20 protein-coding genes and 1 pseudogene are annotated in these 18,903 nt (G+C 64.5%); 7 read left to right on the forward strand and 14 right to left on the reverse strand.

What is annotated here, in order from left to right:
• Positions 1–63: 63 nt before the first annotated feature.
• The 10 genes and pseudogenes from APH44_RS18505 to APH44_RS30715 form a co-directional block, all read right to left on the reverse strand.
• Positions 64–1,344, reverse strand: a complete 1,281-nt coding sequence (locus APH44_RS18505) for a transporter (RefSeq protein WP_054893927.1) — start codon at positions 1,342–1,344, stop codon at positions 64–66.
• A gap of 46 nt (positions 1,345–1,390) precedes the next feature.
• Positions 1,391–2,137, reverse strand: coding sequence for a hypothetical protein (locus APH44_RS18510; protein WP_054893928.1), 747 nt, complete (start codon positions 2,135–2,137; stop codon positions 1,391–1,393).
• 35 nt (positions 2,138–2,172) lie between these two features.
• Positions 2,173–2,853, reverse strand: coding sequence for a C39 family peptidase (locus APH44_RS18515; protein WP_054893929.1), 681 nt, complete (start codon positions 2,851–2,853; stop codon positions 2,173–2,175).
• A gap of 60 nt (positions 2,854–2,913) precedes the next feature.
• On the reverse strand, positions 2,914–3,879 hold the full coding sequence (locus APH44_RS18520) for a hypothetical protein (protein ID WP_054893930.1): 966 nt from the start codon (positions 3,877–3,879) through the stop codon (positions 2,914–2,916).
• A 51-nt stretch (positions 3,880–3,930) separates the two neighbouring features.
• On the reverse strand, positions 3,931–4,512 hold the full coding sequence (locus tag APH44_RS18525; RefSeq protein ID WP_054893966.1) for a hypothetical protein: 582 nt from the start codon (positions 4,510–4,512) through the stop codon (positions 3,931–3,933).
• 2 nt (positions 4,513–4,514) lie between these two features.
• Complete coding sequence (locus tag APH44_RS18530; RefSeq protein WP_054893931.1) at positions 4,515–4,967, reverse strand: hypothetical protein; 453 nt, start codon at positions 4,965–4,967, stop codon at positions 4,515–4,517.
• Between the two features lie 331 nt (positions 4,968–5,298).
• Positions 5,299–5,820 carry an AAA family ATPase gene (locus APH44_RS18535; protein WP_054893932.1) on the reverse strand — a complete coding sequence of 174 codons (522 nt, stop codon included), beginning with the start codon at positions 5,818–5,820 and terminating at the stop codon, positions 5,299–5,301.
• On the reverse strand, positions 5,817–6,383 hold the full coding sequence (pnuC, locus tag APH44_RS18540) for a nicotinamide riboside transporter PnuC (protein WP_054893933.1): 567 nt from the start codon (positions 6,381–6,383) through the stop codon (positions 5,817–5,819). Before pnuC ends, APH44_RS18535 begins: the two co-directional genes overlap by 4 nt.
• Before the next feature lie 95 nt (positions 6,384–6,478).
• Positions 6,479–7,213: a methyl-accepting chemotaxis protein gene (locus APH44_RS30710; protein WP_370671098.1), complete on the reverse strand. Its 735-nt coding sequence runs from the start codon at positions 7,211–7,213 to the stop codon at positions 6,479–6,481.
• Positions 7,214–7,351: 138 nt separating this feature from the next.
• Positions 7,352–8,221: pseudogene (locus APH44_RS30715) on the reverse strand (cache domain-containing protein); the annotation flags it as partial.
• A 201-nt stretch (positions 8,222–8,422) separates the two neighbouring features.
• Here APH44_RS30715 and APH44_RS18550 point away from each other — a divergent pair.
• Together APH44_RS18550 and APH44_RS18555 are read left to right on the forward strand one after the other, a co-directional pair.
• On the forward strand, positions 8,423–9,253 hold the full coding sequence (locus APH44_RS18550; RefSeq protein WP_054893935.1) for an undecaprenyl-diphosphate phosphatase: 831 nt from the start codon (positions 8,423–8,425) through the stop codon (positions 9,251–9,253).
• Positions 9,253–9,687 (forward strand): DUF1294 domain-containing protein, encoded by a 435-nt coding sequence (locus APH44_RS18555; protein ID WP_054893936.1) that lies wholly within the window; start codon positions 9,253–9,255, stop codon positions 9,685–9,687. The genes APH44_RS18550 and APH44_RS18555 overlap by 1 nt, the downstream gene beginning before the upstream one ends.
• Before the next feature lie 18 nt (positions 9,688–9,705).
• On the opposite strand, the gene APH44_RS18560 is transcribed toward APH44_RS18555, so the two are convergent.
• Both APH44_RS18560 and APH44_RS18565 read right to left on the reverse strand, forming a co-directional pair.
• On the reverse strand, positions 9,706–10,068 hold the full coding sequence (locus APH44_RS18560) for an MmcQ/YjbR family DNA-binding protein (protein ID WP_054893937.1): 363 nt from the start codon (positions 10,066–10,068) through the stop codon (positions 9,706–9,708).
• The gene (locus tag APH44_RS18565; protein WP_054893938.1) at positions 10,061–10,963 is read right to left on the reverse strand and encodes a LysR substrate-binding domain-containing protein; all 903 of its coding nucleotides are present in this window, start codon (positions 10,961–10,963) and stop codon (positions 10,061–10,063) included. Before APH44_RS18565 ends, APH44_RS18560 begins: the two co-directional genes overlap by 8 nt.
• A 133-nt stretch (positions 10,964–11,096) precedes the next feature.
• Between APH44_RS18565 and APH44_RS18570 the strand changes: the two genes are divergently transcribed.
• Positions 11,097–11,708 (forward strand): FMN-dependent NADH-azoreductase, encoded by a 612-nt coding sequence (locus tag APH44_RS18570; RefSeq protein ID WP_054893939.1) that lies wholly within the window; start codon positions 11,097–11,099, stop codon positions 11,706–11,708.
• Between the two features lie 129 nt (positions 11,709–11,837).
• Entirely contained in the window at positions 11,838–12,893 is a 1,056-nt protein-coding gene (locus APH44_RS18575; protein ID WP_054893940.1) for a dienelactone hydrolase family protein, read from the forward strand.
• On the opposite strand, the gene APH44_RS18580 is transcribed toward APH44_RS18575, so the two are convergent.
• Positions 12,843–14,033: an MFS transporter gene (locus tag APH44_RS18580; protein ID WP_054893941.1), complete on the reverse strand. Its 1,191-nt coding sequence runs from the start codon at positions 14,031–14,033 to the stop codon at positions 12,843–12,845. The genes APH44_RS18575 and APH44_RS18580 overlap by 51 nt on opposite strands.
• A 150-nt stretch (positions 14,034–14,183) precedes the next feature.
• Between APH44_RS18580 and APH44_RS18585 the strand changes: the two genes are divergently transcribed.
• The 3 genes from APH44_RS18585 (at position 14,184) to yiaY (ending at position 17,660) form a co-directional block, all read left to right on the forward strand.
• Positions 14,184–14,618 (forward strand): PACE efflux transporter, encoded by a 435-nt coding sequence (locus APH44_RS18585; RefSeq protein WP_054893942.1) that lies wholly within the window; start codon positions 14,184–14,186, stop codon positions 14,616–14,618.
• A 195-nt stretch (positions 14,619–14,813) separates the two neighbouring features.
• The gene (ilvA, locus tag APH44_RS18590) at positions 14,814–16,376 is read left to right on the forward strand and encodes a threonine ammonia-lyase, biosynthetic (RefSeq protein WP_054893943.1); all 1,563 of its coding nucleotides are present in this window, start codon (positions 14,814–14,816) and stop codon (positions 16,374–16,376) included.
• A 135-nt stretch (positions 16,377–16,511) separates the two neighbouring features.
• The gene (yiaY, locus tag APH44_RS18595; protein WP_054893944.1) at positions 16,512–17,660 is read left to right on the forward strand and encodes an L-threonine dehydrogenase; all 1,149 of its coding nucleotides are present in this window, start codon (positions 16,512–16,514) and stop codon (positions 17,658–17,660) included.
• A 47-nt stretch (positions 17,661–17,707) separates the two neighbouring features.
• Here yiaY and APH44_RS18600 read toward each other — a convergent pair whose 3' ends face one another.
• A complete protein-coding gene (locus APH44_RS18600) occupies positions 17,708–18,895 on the reverse strand; it encodes a hypothetical protein (RefSeq protein ID WP_054893945.1) in 1,188 nt (395 codons plus the stop codon).
• Between the last annotated feature and the right edge of the window lie 8 nt (positions 18,896–18,903).

Genomic DNA, 18,903 nt, shown 5'->3' on the forward strand with positions numbered 1-18,903 from the left:
GACGCGACAAGGTTGGTTACCAATTGAAGTGCAGGGGCGCGAGGCGCCCCCGGGCTGGATGGATCAGAAGTAGTAGGGGAATTTCAGGCTGAAGGTGAAGTCCGGTGCATCGTCGGTCAGGCCGATCGACAGGTTCGGCACGATGGTCAGGTTGTCGGTGGCCGCGAGGGTCATGCCGACGTTGAAGTAGGCGGCATTGGCATCGCTGCTCTTGACGTCGGCCCAGCTGTCGCCGGTTTCCGCAGACTTGATCCGCGAACGCCGGGCGATCAGGTCCGAGACCGAGAACGACATCGACATCTTCTCGTTGAGGGCGAAGGCCACGCCTGCACCGATCTGGAAGCTGTCGCCGATCTTCACCTTGCCCGGTACTTTCTGGTTGATCGTCGAGCTGACGTCGCTGAACGAATCCTCGAAGGTGTGGGTGTACGACAGGCTGCCGAACAGCACTGCCGGGTCGAAGGTCTTGACCAGCGAGATGCCCGGGGTGATCGACCAGACACCGTTGCCGGTGGGCAGGTCTTCTGGGTAGCTGAGGCTGTCGTTCTCGGTGTCGCGCAGCAGCTTGATACCGAATGGATCCTTGCCGGTCGGTGCCTTGACCCGCACGCTGAACACCGCATCCGGGGTGTTCTCCGACTCGTCGAGGAACTTGTAGGCCACGCCGAAGTTGACGTCGCCAAGGGTTGGGTCGCGGGTAATGGTGCGTTCGGAAATGCCCTGGGCGTTACCGCCGACACCCCCGGACTGGTAGGTCGACTCGCGGTAGACGATCGGCACGTTCACGTCGAACTGCCAGCGGTTGTCGAGGTTGTAGCGCGCGGTGAGGTCGAGCGTCCAGTTGTCGGCCTTGATCCGGTCCAGGTTGATGTTGCCCAGGAAGATCGAGTCCAGCGCGAGGAAGCCGTTGAGGATCAGTTGGCGGGTGTCGTAGCGGGCATAGGTAATGCCGGTCTCGACGCTGAACTTGCCGCCACCGAAGAAGCCACTGGCTTCGTCGTAGAGGTTGGACACACTCTGCGCCGGCTCCGAATCATCCTTGAGCGACTCGCCATAGGATGAACCGCTGCCGCCAGATGCGGCGATCGCCTGGTTGTTGCGCGGCTCGGAGGCCGGCGAGCGGGTCAGGCGCTTGGGGGGTGGGGCGGCGGGCTGCTCTTCGACCTGGCGAACGCGCTGTTCGAGCACCATCAGCGCCTGTTGCTGCGCTTCGTAGCGCTGCTTGAGCGCAGCCAGTTCGGCTTTCAGCGCGTCTACCTGAGGGTCACTGGCTGCGTAGAGCAGTGACGATGGTACCAAGGTCCCCAGGCAGACAACTGCCCCCAATGACAACGATCGATGCATAAGTTAGCCGTCCCTTCCAACTGCGATGATTGAGACGAAGCGTAGATCAATATCCTGAAACACGAAGGCCCTTGAGTTGATCAAGATTGCAGTTCAGCGCACCTGCCGAAGGCAGGTTGTCGCGCAGCACCACATTGAGCTGTGTCAGGTTGCTGACCGCGTTGCTGCCGCCCAGCAAGGTGGTGGCCTGGAGCAGCCCACCATCGGCCAGGCGTTGCAGGCTTTGCCCTTGATTGTTGTTGGCCTGGATGGCCATCTGGATCCCGCTGCCACTGTTCGAGACGCTGAGCGTGCCGGCGTTGTTGCTGGTGCTGAGGGTGGTGCCTGCGGCCAGGACCTGGCCTTGCGGTACGCCGGCATCAGCGACCTGGCTGGCCTCGCGAACATTGATGGCGACATCGTTATAGGCGCTGTTGTTGTCGCCGGCCGCGCGCACCGACTGGGTCACGCCCTGGGTAGTGTTGACCAGGCCTGCGCCGCCGTTGACCAGGCCATTGCCGCGGCCAGGGGCGTTGCCCGAGCCGTTCTCGCCGGTCATCGACACGTAGAACTGCGGTTTGATCACGTTCTGCTGGACCTGCAGGGTCGTCGTGGCGCCGATGCGATCACCGGCGGCGTTCTGCCAGGTGCTGCTCATGACGACACCGAAACTGATGATCCGTCCCGGCATCACGTACTTCCCACGCAGTTGGGCAAGCTCCTGGTCCTTGACCTCGATGGGCTTGAACACCTGTGCGTGGGCGGGGAGGCTGGCAGCCAGGCATGCTGCGACCAGCCAGGTGGTAGTCTTCATCGCTGCTCCCCGGGACTTCGTGCCCCTTGTAATCGTCAGAAGAAATCGCTCTGGATGAAACCGAACTCCATCAGTTGCGCGTCTTCTACCGGATAGAAACCGTTGACGCGGTTCTTCGCGGTCAGAGGTGCCGGCGGGTCGAGCAGGGCGTTGGCCTTGTCGTAGCCGGGGCCGATGACGGCGAAGATGATGCCGTTCCAGCCTTTGAGGAAATCATCGAATTTGTAGCGTTTGTGGCCCAGGACAGGGTCGCCGATATAGGCCCAGCCCTTGTCGATGCGCTGCAGCACCACGAAGTGCTTGTAGCCACGGATGTCCATCAGCACGATCACCGGAATGCTCACCTTTTCCAGGGTGTCGGGTTCGACCCGATAGCCCCGGGCGCGCATGCCGATGCTTTCGACGTAGCGCTTCATGTCGAGCATGGAGAAACCCTGCACCTTGACGGTGTCCTGGTCGGAATGGGCGAGCATGCCTTCGATGACCTGGTGTTCGTCCACGTCGAGCCAGTAGGCCTGCTTGAGGACGGTGGCCAGGGCGGCGGCGCCGCAGCTGAAATCGGTCTTCTGTTGCACAAGGTCGGCGAAGCGCCGCTCACGCAGGCTCTGCACCGGCTTGTAGACGAGGGTGCCGCCTGGCAAGGCGGCAATCGGCATCTGTGCCGCTTCTACGAGACCGGCCAGGAACATGAGTGTGGCAAGCAGGACAATGCGCATGACCTTCTCCACCGGGTAGAGACAGGGAAAGGGGCCCCGAAGGGCCCCGATCGGCTGCTGTTACATGCAGGCTTTGCAACCTGCGGCGATGGACAGCGAGTTGGTCTGCTGGTTGCCGCTGCCTGCCGAGACGTTGGCGCCAACGTTGCCCGACACGCCATTGAGCGAGTTGCTCAGGTTGGCGTTGTTGGTCACAGGGTTGCGCCAGCCGGTGGGGGTCAGGACCTGATAGGAGGCAACGCCGGCCAGGCCGAAGGTGCCTTCTTCGTGGAACTTCAGCGGGTCCTTGTCGACATGGGTGTTGCCATGGCGATCGCGGCTGCTTTCGTCTTCGACGTAGCCGTAGCCATTGCCTTGGTAGTGGCCGTAGGCAGCGAAGGTGGAGGTGAGGGTTTCCTTGCTGTAGGTACGGTCGGCCTTGTTGGTGACGTTCAGGCCGCCGACGTTCTGGTTGGCTGCACCGGTGGCGGCAGCGACACGGCCACCCGACACGGCGATGGCCATGTTGTTTTTCTGTTGGTTGAAGTCCCCGGCGGTCACGTTGATGCCGATGTTGCCGGAGCTGCCGTTGGCCGAACCGGTGAGGTTGGCGTTGTTGGAGGTCGAGTAGTTCTTGACGGTGTTGCCACTGTTGGTCTGAGTGGCTTGAGCCATGGCCACGGCACTGCCGAAGATGAAGTTCTCATCGGCGGTGGCGATCGCGGCAACGTTGTCCTGCTGGTTGCCGTCGCCGGCTGCGACGTTGGCGCCCAGGTTGCCTTGGGAACCGTTGGCCGAGTTGTCCATGCGGGCATCGTTGCGGGTGCCCTGGTTCAGCACACGGTTGCCGGAGTTGTTCTGGGTGTCCAGAACGGTGGCGGCGGAACCGGCGTTCACCAGCAGGGACAGCAGCAGGCTTTCGTTGTTGTTGTGGCCGTTGTTGTGGCCGCCGTGGTTGTCGTTGCCACGGCCGCCGGCTTGTGCAGCAACTGCCATGACCGCAGCGAGGGCGAATACCAGAGGCTTGAGTGCCATTTTTGGTTTCATGGTGTTTCTCCGCTTATATTTTCGTTGTTAAGTGTTGTGTTGCTGATCGGGTCAATCCGCGACCCGGACGCTCAGGGTGTTGGCCATTCGGTTGCCCACCCCGGCGCTCTGATTCAACTGGATCACGCCACGGCTGCCGGTGAAGGCCTGGTCACTGGTCGTGACCTGGCGACTGCCGGGTGTGTGATCAGTTGCGTCGGAGCTGTTGGCCAGCGAGACGTTCTGCTGGCTGAGAATGCTGTCGTCGATGCTCTGTGCAATTGCGCTGATGCTGATGCGCACCGCGTTGGCCTGCTGCGTGGCGGCGCCCGCCGATTGGTTGATGCCCAGCATGCCGTTGCCGTTGCTGAAGGCGTTGCCATTGATGCTGGCGTGGGCGTCGAGCGCACTGTTGGCGCGAAAGTCGCTGCGTTGGCGGATCTGCGTGCTGGCCTGGCCTTCGGTGCCGATGGCGATGGCTTTCACGTTGGCCTGTTGCAGGGCGTCTCCCGCGGCCTGGTTGATGTTGAGGTTGCCCTGGTAGGCGCGGCCACTGGCGTCGAGGGTGGCGTTGTCGACCACAGGGGAGCCGGCGAAGGCGCTGGCGCTGCAGCCCAGGGCCAGGCACAGCAGGGAGAGGTTGAGGGTCTGCATGATCATTGGCCCCGGGTCAGGATCTGCAGCGGCGCCATGCCGCGCTGAACGTTCTGGTTGACCGTGTTGGAGATGCTGTTGGCGCCGGACGCCCCGGCACCCGAACCGCCGGGCATGCCGGGCAATTGCGACTGGGCGGTGCCCATGCCGCGCAGGTTGCCGGAGTTGTCGGGCTGGAAGATGCGGCTGACGGTCGAACCGCTGGCGACGCTGGCGAAGTCGCCATCGGTCAGTTCGTTGTTGGTCTGGGCCTGGATGCGTGCCGACTCGTTGGTGTTGGCGGTGGTCGGGTAGGGGTCTGGCGTGCCGGTTCGGCGATCAGCCTGACGCGGCTGGACATCGCGGTTGAGGACGATCACCCCGTTGCCGCCAGCGAGGGCCGGCGGTGCAATCGATGTGGCGGCAAGGCAAGCCAGAACGAGCAGTGCAGGCAGTGTGTTGTGCTGGTTCCCCACGGCGGTGCTCCCTTTCTGTGCGCTGGCCCTTGAGCGTTGCCAGAACAGAGAGCGAAAGCCGTGCCGGTTTTGCTTTTTGCCGATTTATCAGCGGGTTGTGCGAGGACGGTGGCAGTGCCGGTTTTCTGCTGTATCAGCGTTGATACAAGGTGCCGGGTCGTCGCCCGTCAAGGGCCGAAGCACGGGCGATCTGGCGGGATGCGGAGGGGGTGTATCAGCACTGTGACAGTTCCCACGAAAGTGTGGGAAAGGCCCCGGCAATAGGGGTTTGATGGCGAGTGGGTGTATCAGTGAGTTAACAGCCCGGCCGGGCTGAGGGGCCGGGCTGGGCTCACCCCATGAGCTCGGCCACCGCCGCCAGCGCGTCATCCCGGCGCTGCTGCCAGTCCCCGTCAATCACCCGCAGTGGCTGGCGATGCTGTTGCAGCCAGTGCAGGCTGTCATCGAAGAACGCCTGGCGCTCCTCAAGCCGCGGCTGGCAGCGCTGGCCATCGCCGATCCATTCCACACCCTCGGGACTGAGCAGCAGGTGCAGGTCGTAGTGCCTGGCCAGCAGCGCTTGTTCCAGCCATGCAGGGCAGTCGCCGAACAACACGCGACTCCACAACATGTTGCTCAGCAGGTGGGTATCGAGGATCAGCAGCGAAGGCGAGGCTGCCCGCGCCTCGTCCTCCCAGGCCAGTTGCCCGCGGGCGATGGCCGGGATATCGGCGTAGCAGGTATCGCGCTGCTCGGTGTCGATGAAATGGCGTACGTATTCGCCGACGGTGATGCCACCGAAACGGTGCTGGATCTCGCCGCTGAGCCAGCTCTTGCCACTGGATTCAGGGCCGCACAGGACCAGGACCTTCATGCGCCGGCCAGCGCCGGATCGCGCCGCCACTCCAGCCAACCGCGCACGGCGATCAGGGTGAACAGGGCGTACAACGCGGCGGTCAGGTACAAGCCCTTGTACAGGAACAGTCCGACGAAGATCACATCGACCACGAACCACAACGCCCAGCATTGCAGGCGTTTTTGTGCCATCCACACCTGCGCGACCAGACTGAACCCGGTCAGCGCTGCATCCAGCCAGGGTTGGGCGGCGTCGGTCCAGTGGGCCATGGCGGCCCCCAGGGCGGCGCTCGCCAGCAGGCCCAAGCCCAGTCCGCGCAGCACCGTGGCGGTGTCCAGGCGTGATACCCGGCGCGCGTCCTCGACGCGGTCCGGCCGCGTCCATTGCCACCATCCATAGAGGTTGAGCACGGCATAGACCACTTGCAGGAGCATGTCCGAATACAGCTTCACGTCGTAGAAGATCCAGCTGTAGAGCAGCACCATCACCAGGCCGATCGGCCAGCACCAGATGTTCTGCCTGACCGTGAGCCAGACGGCGATGACGCCGAGCGCGGCGGCGAAGAGTTCGAGGCCGGACATCGGCGATCCTTCGGAAGGGAAAGGGCGCGATTGTAGCTTGAGGGCAGGGGAAGGTGAATCTCTGCAACAAGGGGCGCCGTAGCGCCCCCTGGAGGTCAGACCCTGAATTGACGCAGCAACTGCTCGAGCTCCTCGCTCAGGCGGGCCAGGGCAACACCGGCGTCGCTGGATTGGCGCGCCGCCTCGGCGGTCTGTTGCGAAAGGCCCGCGGTGTCGAGCACGTTGCGGTTGATTTCCTCGACCACATGGGACTGCTGCAGGGTGGCGCTGGCGATCGAGGTGTTCAGCGCTGCCAGGGTATGCAGTGCCTGTTCGATGGCCGCAAGGCTGGTGCCGGCTTCGCGGGCCTGTTCGACGGTCTGGCGCGATGCTTCGCTACTGGTGTCGATGGCCCGGACGGCGGCATCCGACTGGCCCTGCAGATGCTCGATCATGGTCTGGATCTCGGCAGTGGACTGCGCCGTGCGCTGGGCCAGCAGGCGTACCTCGTCGGCGACTACGGCAAAGCCGCGGCCCTGCTCGCCAGCGCGGGCGGCCTCGATGGCGGCGTTGAGGGCCAGCAGGTTGGTCTGCTCGGCGATCGAACGGATCACTTCCAGTACGCCACCAATCTTGGTGCTGTGCCCGGCCAGGTCGCGGATCACCCCCTGGGCCTGATCGATGGTCGCCGACAACCGGTCGATCTGCTGCAGGCTGCCATGGATCGCCTGCTGGCCCTGACCGACCTGCTGCTGCGCGGCGCGCATTTCCACGGCCGCCTGCTCGGCATTCTTCGCCACATCCTGCACCGCGTAGGTGACCTCGTTGACCGCCGTGGCCACCTGGTCCATCTGCAAGGATTGCTGGGCACTGCGCTGCTGGGCGCTGCCGGCGTTGTCGCCGACGTGCCCGGCAGACTGGGCCAAGGCATGGGCTGTGCCCTGCAACTGGCCGACCACGCCCTGCAGCTTGCCGTTGAAGCGGTTGAAGTACTCGCCCAGGTGGGTGATTTCGTCGCGTCCGTGGGTGTCCAGGCGGCGGGTCAGGTCGCTCTCGCCACTGGCGATGTTACCCATGGCCTGCACCGCCTCGTGCAGCGGACGGGCGATGCTGCGGGCGATCAGCCACACCACCAGCCCCATCACCAGGGCAATGACCAGTCCGACCAGCGAGGCCTCGCGGACCTGGCGGGCGAATTCGTCCTGGACGTCGTCGACGTAGACCCCTGAGCCGATGATCCAGCCCCAGGGTTTGAAAAGCTCTATATAGGAGGTCTTGGCCACCGGCTCGCTGGCGCCGGGCTTGGGCCAGCGGTAGTTGACCGGACCTGCGCCCTGGGCCTTGGCCAGGGTCACCATCTCGTTGAACACGGCAAAGCCGTCAGGATCGCGGATCGCCGACAGGTCCTGACCATCGAGCTTGGCGTTGACCGGATGCATGACCATCTTCGGTTGCAGGTCGTTGATCCAGAAATAGTCATCCTTGTCGTAGCGCAAGCTGCGCACCACCTGTAGCGCCTGCTGCTGGGCGCTTTGCCGATCGAGGCTGCCGGCGGCCTCCAGCCCCTGGTAGTAGGCGAGCACGCCCACGGCAGTCTCGACCACGTGCTGGGTCTTCTGCGCCTTGGCCTGGTACAGGTCGCCATGGATCTGGCGCAGCATCAGCAGCCCCAGGACCAACAGCATGGCGACGGCCACGAGCAGGATCAGCCACAGACGACGGCTGATCGACATCGATCTCAAGGTCTTCATCAAAAGGTCACTCCATGTCTTGTTCTTTTTATATGAGCAGCATCCAACCATGACCGGATGCCTGCAACCCAGTCGACCAACGGCTAAGTGCCGGGCTCGACAATCCATGTTGCATCCCGCGCAAGCCTTCGTGCAGGGCCTCTGATAGGATTTCGGCCGCGCAAGATGAAACCTTTAGCCGCGGCGCACTTTTTCGCTGGTGTTGTGACTAACGAAGGCTGTAAAACACGCGTCGCCGCGCGTGCGGTGAATATTTGTAATCGAAAAGAACTAGGGTGCTGCCAGGAGCAGTGTCCATTGGGGGAGTTGATGGATTTTTGGAGTGCCTTCCAGGCAATCATCCTGGGTATCGTCGAGGGCTTGACCGAGTTCCTGCCGATTTCCAGTACCGGCCACCAGATCATCGTGGCCGACCTGATCGATTTTGGCGGTGAGCGCGCGATGGCGTTCAACATCATCATTCAGCTGGGCGCGATCCTGGCGGTGGTGTGGGAGTTTCGCAGCAAGATTTTCGAAGTGGTATTCGGCCTGTCGAGCCAGCCCAGGGCGCGGCGCTTCACGGCCAACCTGCTGATCGCCTTCCTGCCGGCGGTAGTGCTTGGCGTACTGTTCGCCGACCTGATCCACGAGTACCTGTTCAACCCGATCACCGTGGCGGTGGCGTTGGTGGTGGGTGGCTTCATCATGCTCTGGGCCGAGCGCCGCGATCACCGTATCGAGGTCGACCATGTCGACGACATGCGCTGGTCCCATGCCCTGAAGGTTGGCCTGGTGCAGTGCCTGGCGATGATCCCGGGGACCTCGCGTTCGGGCTCGACCATCATCGGCGGCCTGCTGTTCGGCCTGTCGCGCAAGGCCGCGACCGAGTTCTCGTTCTTCCTGGCGATGCCGACCATGGTCGGTGCCGCGGTGTATTCGGGCTACAAGTACCGCGACCTGTTCCAGCCGGCCGACCTGCCGGTGTTCGCCATCGGCTTCGTGGTGTCGTTCATCTTCGCCATGATCGCGGTGCGTGCGTTGCTCAAGTTCATCGCCAACCACAGCTACGCGGTCTTTGCCTGGTACCGCATTGCCTTCGGCCTGCTGATCCTGGCGACCTGGCAGTTCGGCTGGGTTGACTGGGCCACGGCGCACGGCTGATGGCACGTGGGCAAAGTGCCGGGCGGCGCGACGCTGGCCAGGCAGGCGAGGGCGTGCGCAACCTGCGCCTGAAATTGCTGGTGCTGCTGGTCTTGTGCCTGCTACCGGGCGTGGGGGTGGCGCAGATGGCCTGGAGCGGCCAGTCCTGGCTGCCCCTGGCGCTGTATCCGGCGGCCAGCCTGATCTGCCTGTTGTTGTACTGGCAGGACAAGCGGCAGGCCCGCACCCAGGCCTGGCGTACGCCCGAGAAAATCCTCCACGCCAGCGAGCTGCTCGGTGGTTGGCCGGGGGCCTTGCTGGCGCAGCAACTGTTCCGGCACAAGACCCGCAAGCTGTCGTACCAGATGGTGTTCTGGGCAATCGTCGCGTTGCACCAGGTGTTCTGGCTGGATCGTCTGGTGCTGGGTGGGCGCTGGCTGGGGTTGATGGGCTGAGCGAGCGCCGCGCAATCCTCAGTCCGCCAACAAGCCCACCTGCAAGCGCTTGGGCAAGCGTCGCACCACCAGTTGGTGCGAACGCTGCAGCAGATCGGTCAACTCCTCCCGGCCCATGGGGTAGGGAGGCAGCATGCTGATCCAGCGCGCCCTCGCCAGATAAGGCGCCGGCCGTACGCCGGGACGGTCGCAATAACCGAGAAACAGCTCGTCGGCGACCTTGAACATCAAACCTGCTCCCGGCAGGTCAAGCACGGCGAACATCTTGTTGCCGGCCACCGAGAACACCCGGATTCCGCCCCATTTGTAATCTTCCCGCGCGCCGGGCAGGCTCAGGCAGAACGCTGCCACCTGCTCGGGGCTCATGCGTCGTTCAGACATAACGCTCTCCACAGGCCTCGAACGAGGCCGCCAGGTGATCGATCCATACCCGCACTGCAGGCAACACACCCCGTCGGTGCGGATACACTGCCTGCAGGTAACCCCCTGGCAGTGACCACTCCGGCAGCAGGTGCACCAGTTCGCCGCGCTCCAGTTCTTCTTCGCAATAGTTGCTTGGCAGGGCGGTAAAGCCCAGGCCTGCGCGGGCCGAGGCCTTGCGCACAACGAAGTCATCGATGGTCAGGCGCGGTTCCAGGGCGATCTCCTCCTCCTCACCGCCCGGCCCGATGAGGCGAAAGTGCACCAGGCGATCGGCATCCGCCGCTCCCAGCACCGGAAGCCCCGCCAATTGCGACGGGTGCTCGAGCCCGTCGGCGAATCCAGGTGCTGCCACCAGGTACATCTGCGCCTGGCGCAGGCGGCGGGTGGCCAGGGCCGGGTCCTCGTCCCCCAGGTCGCGCACCCGCAGCGCCACATCGATACCTTCGGCGATCAGGTCGACACGGCGATTGAGCAGCACCATCTCCAGTTGGACCAGCGGGTACTGGGCCAGAAAGCGGCTGATGATGTCGGGTAAAAAGGCATGTGCCAGGGCTACCGGGCTAGACACCCGCAGGCGTCCACGCGGCTCGCTGGTCATGCTGGCGACGGCTTCGTCGGCCATCTCGGCCTCCAGCAGCATGGCCTGGCAGTGGTGCAGGTAACGTTCGCCGACGGCGGTCAGCTTCAGTTGCCGGGTCGTGCGCTGCAGCAGGCGCGTGCCCAGGCGCTCCTCGAGTTCCGCGATACGCCGCGACAGGCGCGACTTGGGGATGCCCAACTGGCGCCCGGCGGCGGCGAAGCCACCGGCCTCGACCACTCGGGCGAAGTAGAAGAGGTCGTTGAGGTCTTGCATATGGATATCTCACTGTTCCATCAGTGGAACAAACTAACGCATTTTTGCCGACTAATCAGCTATTCGTCGCCTGTGTAGGATTCTCTCCATCGTGATCGCCCACCGCCGCGGTCTTCATTCACAGGAGAGTCCCATGAAACTGTTGCACATCGATTCGAGCATCCTGGGCGACAATTCCGCCTCCCGCCAGTTGAGCCGCGAAGTGGTCGATGCCTGGAAGGCCGCCGATCCTAGCGTCGAAGTCATCTACCGCGACCTCGCTGCCGATGCCATCAGCCACTTCTCGGCCGCGACCCTGGTTGCCGCCGGCACCCCCGAAGAAGCCCGTGACGCCGCCCTGGCCCACGAAGCCCGCCTGAGTGCCGAAACCCTGGCCGAGTTCCTCGCCGCCGACGCCGTGGTGATCGGTGCTCCGATGTACAACTTCACCGTGCCGACCCAGCTCAAGGCCTGGATCGATCGCGTTGCCGTCGCCGGTCAGACCTTCCGCTACACCGAAGCGGGCCCGGAAGGCCTGTGCGGCGACAAGAAAGTCGTGCTGGTGTCCACTGCCGGTGGCCTGCACCAGGGCCAGCCAAGCGGTGTCGGCCATGAAGACTTCCTCAAGGTGTTCCTGGGCTTCATCGGCATCACCGACCTGGAAATCGTCCGCGCCCACGGCCTGGCGTATGGCCCTGAGCATCGCAGCAAGGCCATCGACGCTGCCCAGGCGCAGATTGCCAACGAGCTGTTCGCCGCAGCCTGATCGAACCCCGAAAAAGCCGGCTGTCGCCTTGTGCGACAGCCGGCTTTTTCATGGATGTTTCATCTGTCGTCCATCGCGTAGCTTCTATGCTTATGCTACTCGTCCGCCTCGAGGGGAGAGACGCTCGCGATGAAAACCCGTGCCCTGTTGACGTTGCTCCTGCTCGGCGGCCTGCTGGCCCGTGCCGAGGCTTCACCCTGGGTGGCCGGCCTGCATCGCCTCACGCTTGCCGACCCGGTGGACGCCCAGCCCATGCAGGCCCTGGTGTTCTATCCCAGCAGCAGCCCGGCGCGGCCTACGCGCATCGAAGGCTACACCCTGCGGGTGGCCGAAGAGGCGCCGGTCGCCATGGGCCAGTTCCCGCTGCTGGTGGTCTCCCATGGCAATACCGGCACCCCGGTGGCGTTGCACGACCTGGCGACCTCGCTGGCCCGCCAGGGCTTCGTGGTGGTGGCCGTCACCCACCCGGGCGACAACCTTCGCGACCACAGTCGGCTGGGCAAGCTCAGCAACCTCTACGGCCGCCCCTTGCAGGTCAGCGCCGCGATCACCGCGGCGCGTGCGGATCACCTGCTCAGCCCCTACCTCAGCCAGGGCAAGGTTGGCGTGATCGGCTACTCGGCAGGCGGGGAGACCGCATTGATCCTGTCGGGCGCCCAGCCAGACCTTGAGCGACTGCGCAACTATTGCCTGGAACGGCCGATGGATGCCGATGCCTGCAAGACCCACGGCGTGTTGATCGCCGACCGCAGCGAGTTGACCCCGCAGTCCGACCCGCGTGTCGGTGCGGTGATGCTGATGGCGCCATTGAGCCTGATGTTTGGCCGCCATGCCCTGGCCGGCGTGCATGTGCCCGCACTGATCTACAGCGGCGACCAGGACCAGTTGCTTGCAGTCGACCGCAACGCCAGCGCCCTGGCGCGCAAGTTGCCGGTCACGCCCGACTACCGTCTGTTGTCTGGCGCTGGGCATTTCGTGTTCATGGCACCCTGCGACGACGAACAGCGCCAGCGCATGGCGGTGCTGTGCAAGGATGCCGACGGCATCGACCGTCGCCAGGTGCACCGGGGCCTGCAGAGCGAGGCTGCGGCGTTCTTCAGCCAGGCGCTGGGAGCCCCGGAGCCCGCCGAGCGTTCAGCGGCGGTCGGCGCGGCGAGCCAGCAGCAGGACCAGGCCCACCCCTGACAGCGCCAGCAGCGCTGCCACGCAGAAGATCGACGCGTACCCCAGGTGCACGGCTACCGCGCCCATTACCGGGCCGGCCAGGCCCAATGCCAGGTCGAAGAACACCGCGTAGGCCCCGAGCCCCGCGCCCCGGCTGGCGCTGGGCACCTGCCTGATCGCCTCCACGCCCAGCGCCGGATACACCAGCGACAAGCCAAAGCCGGTGAGCCCCGCCCCAACCAAAGCCCATCCCGGTGCAGGCGCCAGCCACAGCAGGGTTAGCCCCAGCACTTCGGTGGCCATGCACGCGATCGCCACGTTGTAGCCGCCGAAGCGGTTGACCGCGTTGACGAACAACAGCCGCGAGACGATGAAGCACAGGCCGAAGGCGCTCAGGCACCAGGCCGCGCCGACCCAGCCTTGCTCCAGGTAGTAGAGGGTGACGAAGGTGGTCAGGGTGCCGTAGCCGATCGACGCCAGTGTCAGCCCCATGCCGCAGGGTGCAACGCGGCCGAAGGCGGACCAGAAGGGCAGGCGCTCACCGCGAACCACTACCACGTCCGGGCGGCCGCGCAGCACCCACAGGGCCAGCAGCGCCATCACCAGCAAGGCCGGACCGAGGGCAACGAAGCTCAGTTGGCCGACCATCACCACCCCGGCGGGCGCGCCGATGGCGATGGCGCCATAGGAGGCGATGCCGTTCCAGGAGATCACCCGCGCGGTGTGCTCGGCACCGACCTGGCCGATGCCCCAGCTCAGCGTGGCGACGCCGATCAGGCCTTGGGCGACCCCCAGCAGCACACGCCCGGCCAGCAGCAACGCCAGGCTCAGCGAGGGCAGGGCGAGGGACCAGGCCGACAGCAGGGTCAGTACGCCGCAACCGGCAATGCCATACAGCCCATAGCGAATCGCCTGCTTGCCGCCCAGGCTATCGGCCACGCGACCGGCGAAGGGCCTGCTGAGCAAGGTGGCAAGGTACTGCAAGCCGATGGTCAGGCCAGCGATTACCGCACCCATGCCCAATTGGTCGTGTACATGGCCGGGCAGCACCGCGATGGGCAGGCCGATGCACAGGAAGGCGACGAAGGTGTAGAAGACGATCGAAAGGATCTGCAGGGTCAGGGCGGTGGTGCTGACGGGCGTTGGGTCTGGGGCGGTCATGGCGGTGTTCGCGGGCGGGCGGTGCAGCAATCATGGCTGGCTGGAGGGATAAAAGAAAGCAGCCTAACGATTTTCCCACACGATTCCTGTGCTTGAACCGGTGCCTGAACCGGCGTACCGTCTCCTTCCGTTTCCGCCAAGGAGTGCTCCATGCAAGGCAAGGCCCGCAAGGTCGTCCAGGCCATTCTCTACGAAGTCATCGCCGTGGCGTGCGTGGCGCCTGCGCTGTCGCTGATGTTCGACGCCGGCATGGCTCATTCGACGATACTCTCGATCCTGATGTCGGGCATCGCCATGAGCTGGAACATGGGCTACAACTGGGCCTTCGAGCGCTGGGAAGCACGCCAGGCGCAGCGTACCCGTACCTGGTTCCGCCGCTTACTGCATGCGCTGGGCTTCGAGGGTGGGCTGGTGCTGATCCTGCTGCCGCTGGTGGCGTTCTGGCTGGATATTAGCCTGTGGAGCGCGTTGCTCACCAACCTGGCCCTGTTCGTGTTCTTCTTCGTCTATGCCTTCGTCTTCCAGTGGGGCTTTGACAAGGTCTTCGACGTGCCGCTGTCGGCACAGCAACAGGCGCGCTGCTGAATGTTGACTTCCAACGGTTTGGCGGGATAAGTTCCTACACCATGAATACCTACTCGCCTGTGCGCACCTTCGGCCTGATTATTATTACCGCCATTATCGGATTGGCGGGCTAGCGCGCACTGGCACCGAAACCCGCCCTGGAGGCGGGTTTTTTCTTCTCGACTCCTGGGCATCTGCAAACCCCAGGAGTTATCGATGAGCAATCTGAGCGTCAGCCCCCGTTCCCCCGTCACGCCCCAGCAGCTGCTGTCGGAGCAGGTGCGGCGCATTCTTGCAGCGCCCGTGTACGACCTGGCCATCGAAACCCCGCTGCAGGCGGCCCCGGCGCTGTCCACCAGCCTCGGCAACCAGGTGTTGCTCAAGCGCGAAGACCTGCAACCGACCTTCTCGTTCAAGATCCGCGGTGCCTATACCCGGCTGTCGCGCCTGTCCCAGGTCCAGCGCGAGCGTGGCGTGATCACCGCTTCCGCCGGCAACCATGCTCAGGGCGTGGCGCTGGCCGCAGCGCACCTGGGCATGACGGCGACCATCGTCATGCCCACCACCACCCCTGAACTGAAGATCGCCGGTGTGCGCTCGCGCGGCGGCAACGTGGTGCTGCATGGCGAAAGTTTCCCCCATGCCTTGGCCCATGCGCTGCAACTGGCCGACCGCCAGGGAGCGACGTTCGTACCGCCGTTCGACGATCCGGACGTGATCGCCGGGCAGGGCACGGTGGCCATGGAGATCCTGCGCCAGCACCCGGGCGCCCTGGATGCGATCTTCGTCCCGGTCGGTGGCGGAGGTTTGATCGCGGGGATCGCCGCCTACGTGAAGTACTTGCGTCCGCAGGTCAAGGTGATCGGTGTCGAGCCCGAGGACTCCAACTGCCTGCAGGCCGCGCTGGCCGCTGGCGAGCGAGTGGTACTGGCGCAGGTCGGGACCTTTGCCGACGGCGTGGCGGTGGCCCAGGTCGGTGCCCATTGCTTCGAGTTGTGCCGGCATTTCGTCGACGAAGTGATCACCGTCAGCAGCGATGAGCTGTGCGCGGCGATCAAGGACATCTACGACGATACCCGCTCGATCACCGAACCATCCGGCGCGCTGGCCGTGGCCGGGATCAAGAAGTACGTGGCGCGAGACGGCGTTCGTGGGCAGACCCTGGTGGCCATCGACTCCGGGGCCAACATCAATTTCGACCGCCTGCGCCATGTGGCCGAACGTGCCGAACTCGGTGAGCAGCGTGAGGCGGTGATCGCGGTCACCATCCCTGAGCGGCCGGGGAGCTTTCGCGCTTTCTGCCAGGCCCTGGGCAAGCGCCAGGTGACCGAGTTCAACTACCGCTACCACCCTGGCAAGGAAGCCCGGCTGTTCGTTGGCGTGCAAACCCATCCGCAGCACGACCCGCGCGAGGGCCTGCTGGACAGCTTGCGGGCGCAGGGCTATGAGGTACTCGACCTGACCGACAACGAACTGGCCAAGCTGCATGTGCGCCACACTGTCGGCGGCCATGCTGCGCCGAGCGCCGACGAGCGGGTGCTGCGCTTCGAGTTCCCCGAACGCCCAGGTGCGTTGCTGGGCTTTCTCGAGCGCCTGGGCCAGAACTGGAACATCAGTCTGTTCCACTACCGTAACCATGGCGCTGCCGAGGCACGGGTATTCGCTGCGCTGGAGGTGCCAGCCGACGAGCAGGCCCTCATGCCCCAGGCGCTGCAGGCCATGGGTTATCGCTATTGGGATGAGACGGACAATCCGGCGTATCGGTTGTTTCTGGGGTAAACGAGTGCCGCTCATCGCGGACTGCCTGCGATGTCGACCGTTCAGTCACGGCGGCTTGTCCTGGATCAACATTCGTGTGGCAGTTAGGGCAGATCCTCGAAGGTAGACAGACAACAACCTGAGAGGATCTCGGCCATGAGCAGCACCTTCTTCATTCCACCCGTCAACATCATGGGCCTCGATTGCCTGGACGAAGCCATGGCGGCGATTGCCGGCTACGGCTTGCGCAAGGCGTTGATCGTGACTGACGAAGGCCTGTCCAGGGCCGGGGTCGCCAAGCGTATCGCCGGGCTACTGGCCGAGCGCGACATCGACTCGGCGATCTTCGACGGCGCCAAGCCCAACCCGAGCATCGCCAACGTCGAGGCGGGCCTGGCACTGTTGCAGCGCGAACGCTGCGACTGTGTGATCTCGCTCGGTGGCGGCTCGCCCCATGACTGCGCCAAGGGCATCGCCCTGTGCGCAACCAACGGCGGGCATATTCGCGACTACGAAGGCGTGGACCGTTCGGCCAAGCCGCAATTGCCGCTGATCGCCATCAACACCACGGCCGGTACGGCCAGCGAGATGACCCGTTTCTGCATCATCACCGACGAATCGCGCCATGTGAAAATGGCCATCGTCGACCGCAATGTCACGCCGATCCTCTCGGTGAACGATCCCGCACTGATGGTCGGCATGCCCAAGGGCCTGACCGCCGCCACCGGCATGGATGCGCTGACCCACGCCATCGAGGCCTATGTCTCCACGGCCGCCAACCCGATCACCGACGCCTGTGCACTCAAGGCCATCACGTTGATCAACGACAACCTGCGCCAGGCGGTTGCCGACGGCCAGGACTTGCAAGCCCGGGAGAACATGGCGTACGCCCAGTTCCTCGCCGGCATGGCCTTCAACAATGCTTCGCTGGGTTATGTGCATGCCATGGCGCATCAGCTCGGTGGCTACTACGACCTGCCGCATGGGGTCTGCAACGCGGTGTTGCTGCCGCATGTGCAGCGCTTCAATGCCCAGGTCAGCGCTGCGCGTCTGCGCGATGTGGCCAAGGCCATGGGCGTGAAGGTATGTGGGCTGACGGCAGAGCAGGGCGCGGGGGCGGCGATTTCGGCGATCGAGCATCTGGCCGTGGCGGTAGGGATCCCTTCCGGCCTGGCAGAGCTGGGGGCCAAGCGCGAAGATGTGCCGGTGTTGGCGGCCAATGCGTTGAAGGATGCCTGTGGGCTGACCAACCCGCGCAGTGCCAGCCAGGGGGAGATCGAAGCGATTTTCGAGGCGGCGTTCTAGTTGACTCAAGGAACAGACGGCCTGGGCAAGCAGCACAAGGCCGTGCTTCAGCGCTCACGCATGAAGAACCCCGCCACGTACTTGCGGAAGGTTTCCGGGCTCTTGAAGTCTGCGTAGCGCTTGAAGTTTTCCGTATCGGGCTCCGGGCCGAGCGGCTTTTCCAGCAGCGACACCGACAGCACGCGGTCCTGGTCGGAAGTCAGTACCAGCTCGTCCATCACCTCGCCACCGATCACCGGGCGGCGCATCAGCACTTTGACCCCCTTGCCCGCCATCCAGTCGATCAGCGAGACCAGGGCTTTCAGCGGTTCGCGCTCCTCGTCACGGTATACCGGGAACAAGTGCACGCGTGACAGCACCGGTACGCTGGCGACATGGATCAGTTCGTAGTAGTGGCTGCCGGCGGTGGCGGGCGAGTACAGCGCCAAGGCCAGCAGCGGGCCGCCGGTCTTGCTGCCACCCCAGAGCAAGTGATGGCCCTGGAAGTCGAAACCGTCTTCGCTACGGGCATTGAGCAGCTTGCGCCCCTTGATCTGCTCGACGCAGTCCAGCAACAGACCGTGGCGGCGGTGGTTGCCGAATACGGTGGATTCACGCAGGCGCGCCTTGAGCATCATCATGTGCTTCATGTCCAGGCGCGTTTCCAGGTAGTTGCTCGCCGGGACCCGCTCGAGCAGCGGATAGCGGCCAGCGACCCCGCGCAATTCGGCGAACTGCGCGGTCAGGTCCTTTTTCAGGTGCGTGGCGTAGACGTTCAGGCCGCTGGCCTCGATCCAGGTCAGCAGCAGCGACAGCAGGCGCTGTTGCTCGCGGCGCTCCCCGGCCTCACCGCCGATTCCGTTACCCGTGGTGGCGCGGTGGAAGTCGCCGAGCAGACGCAGCGGCGTGTCTGGTGGTAGCCAGGCGGCGGGCGGCGGTACGTCCTCGCTGCGCTCCATGGCTTCGCGCTCGTCCTTGGTGAAAGGGCAGCCGGGAGCATGCTCCGGGGTGTCGGGGTTATTGCGCAGGAACAAGGTGCCAGTGTTGCCGTTGAGGCTGACATTGAGCACCGGCAGGGCATCCTTGCGGCAATCGCAGGCCAGCCATTGATTGGCGCTGCGCACCTTCATCAGCCACTGGTTGGCTTGCAGCAGGCGCGGGCCAACCAGCGTGGCACTGGCAAACCCGGCCAGCAGTTCTTCTTCGGCCGGGGTGAGGGTGCGCACCTGCGCGCCGTTCTTTTCGATGATTCGCATTCAATAGC

The organism is Pseudomonas sp. NBRC 111143 (genome assembly GCF_001320965.1).
Lineage (GTDB): Bacteria > Pseudomonadota > Gammaproteobacteria > Pseudomonadales > Pseudomonadaceae > Aquipseudomonas > Aquipseudomonas machongensis.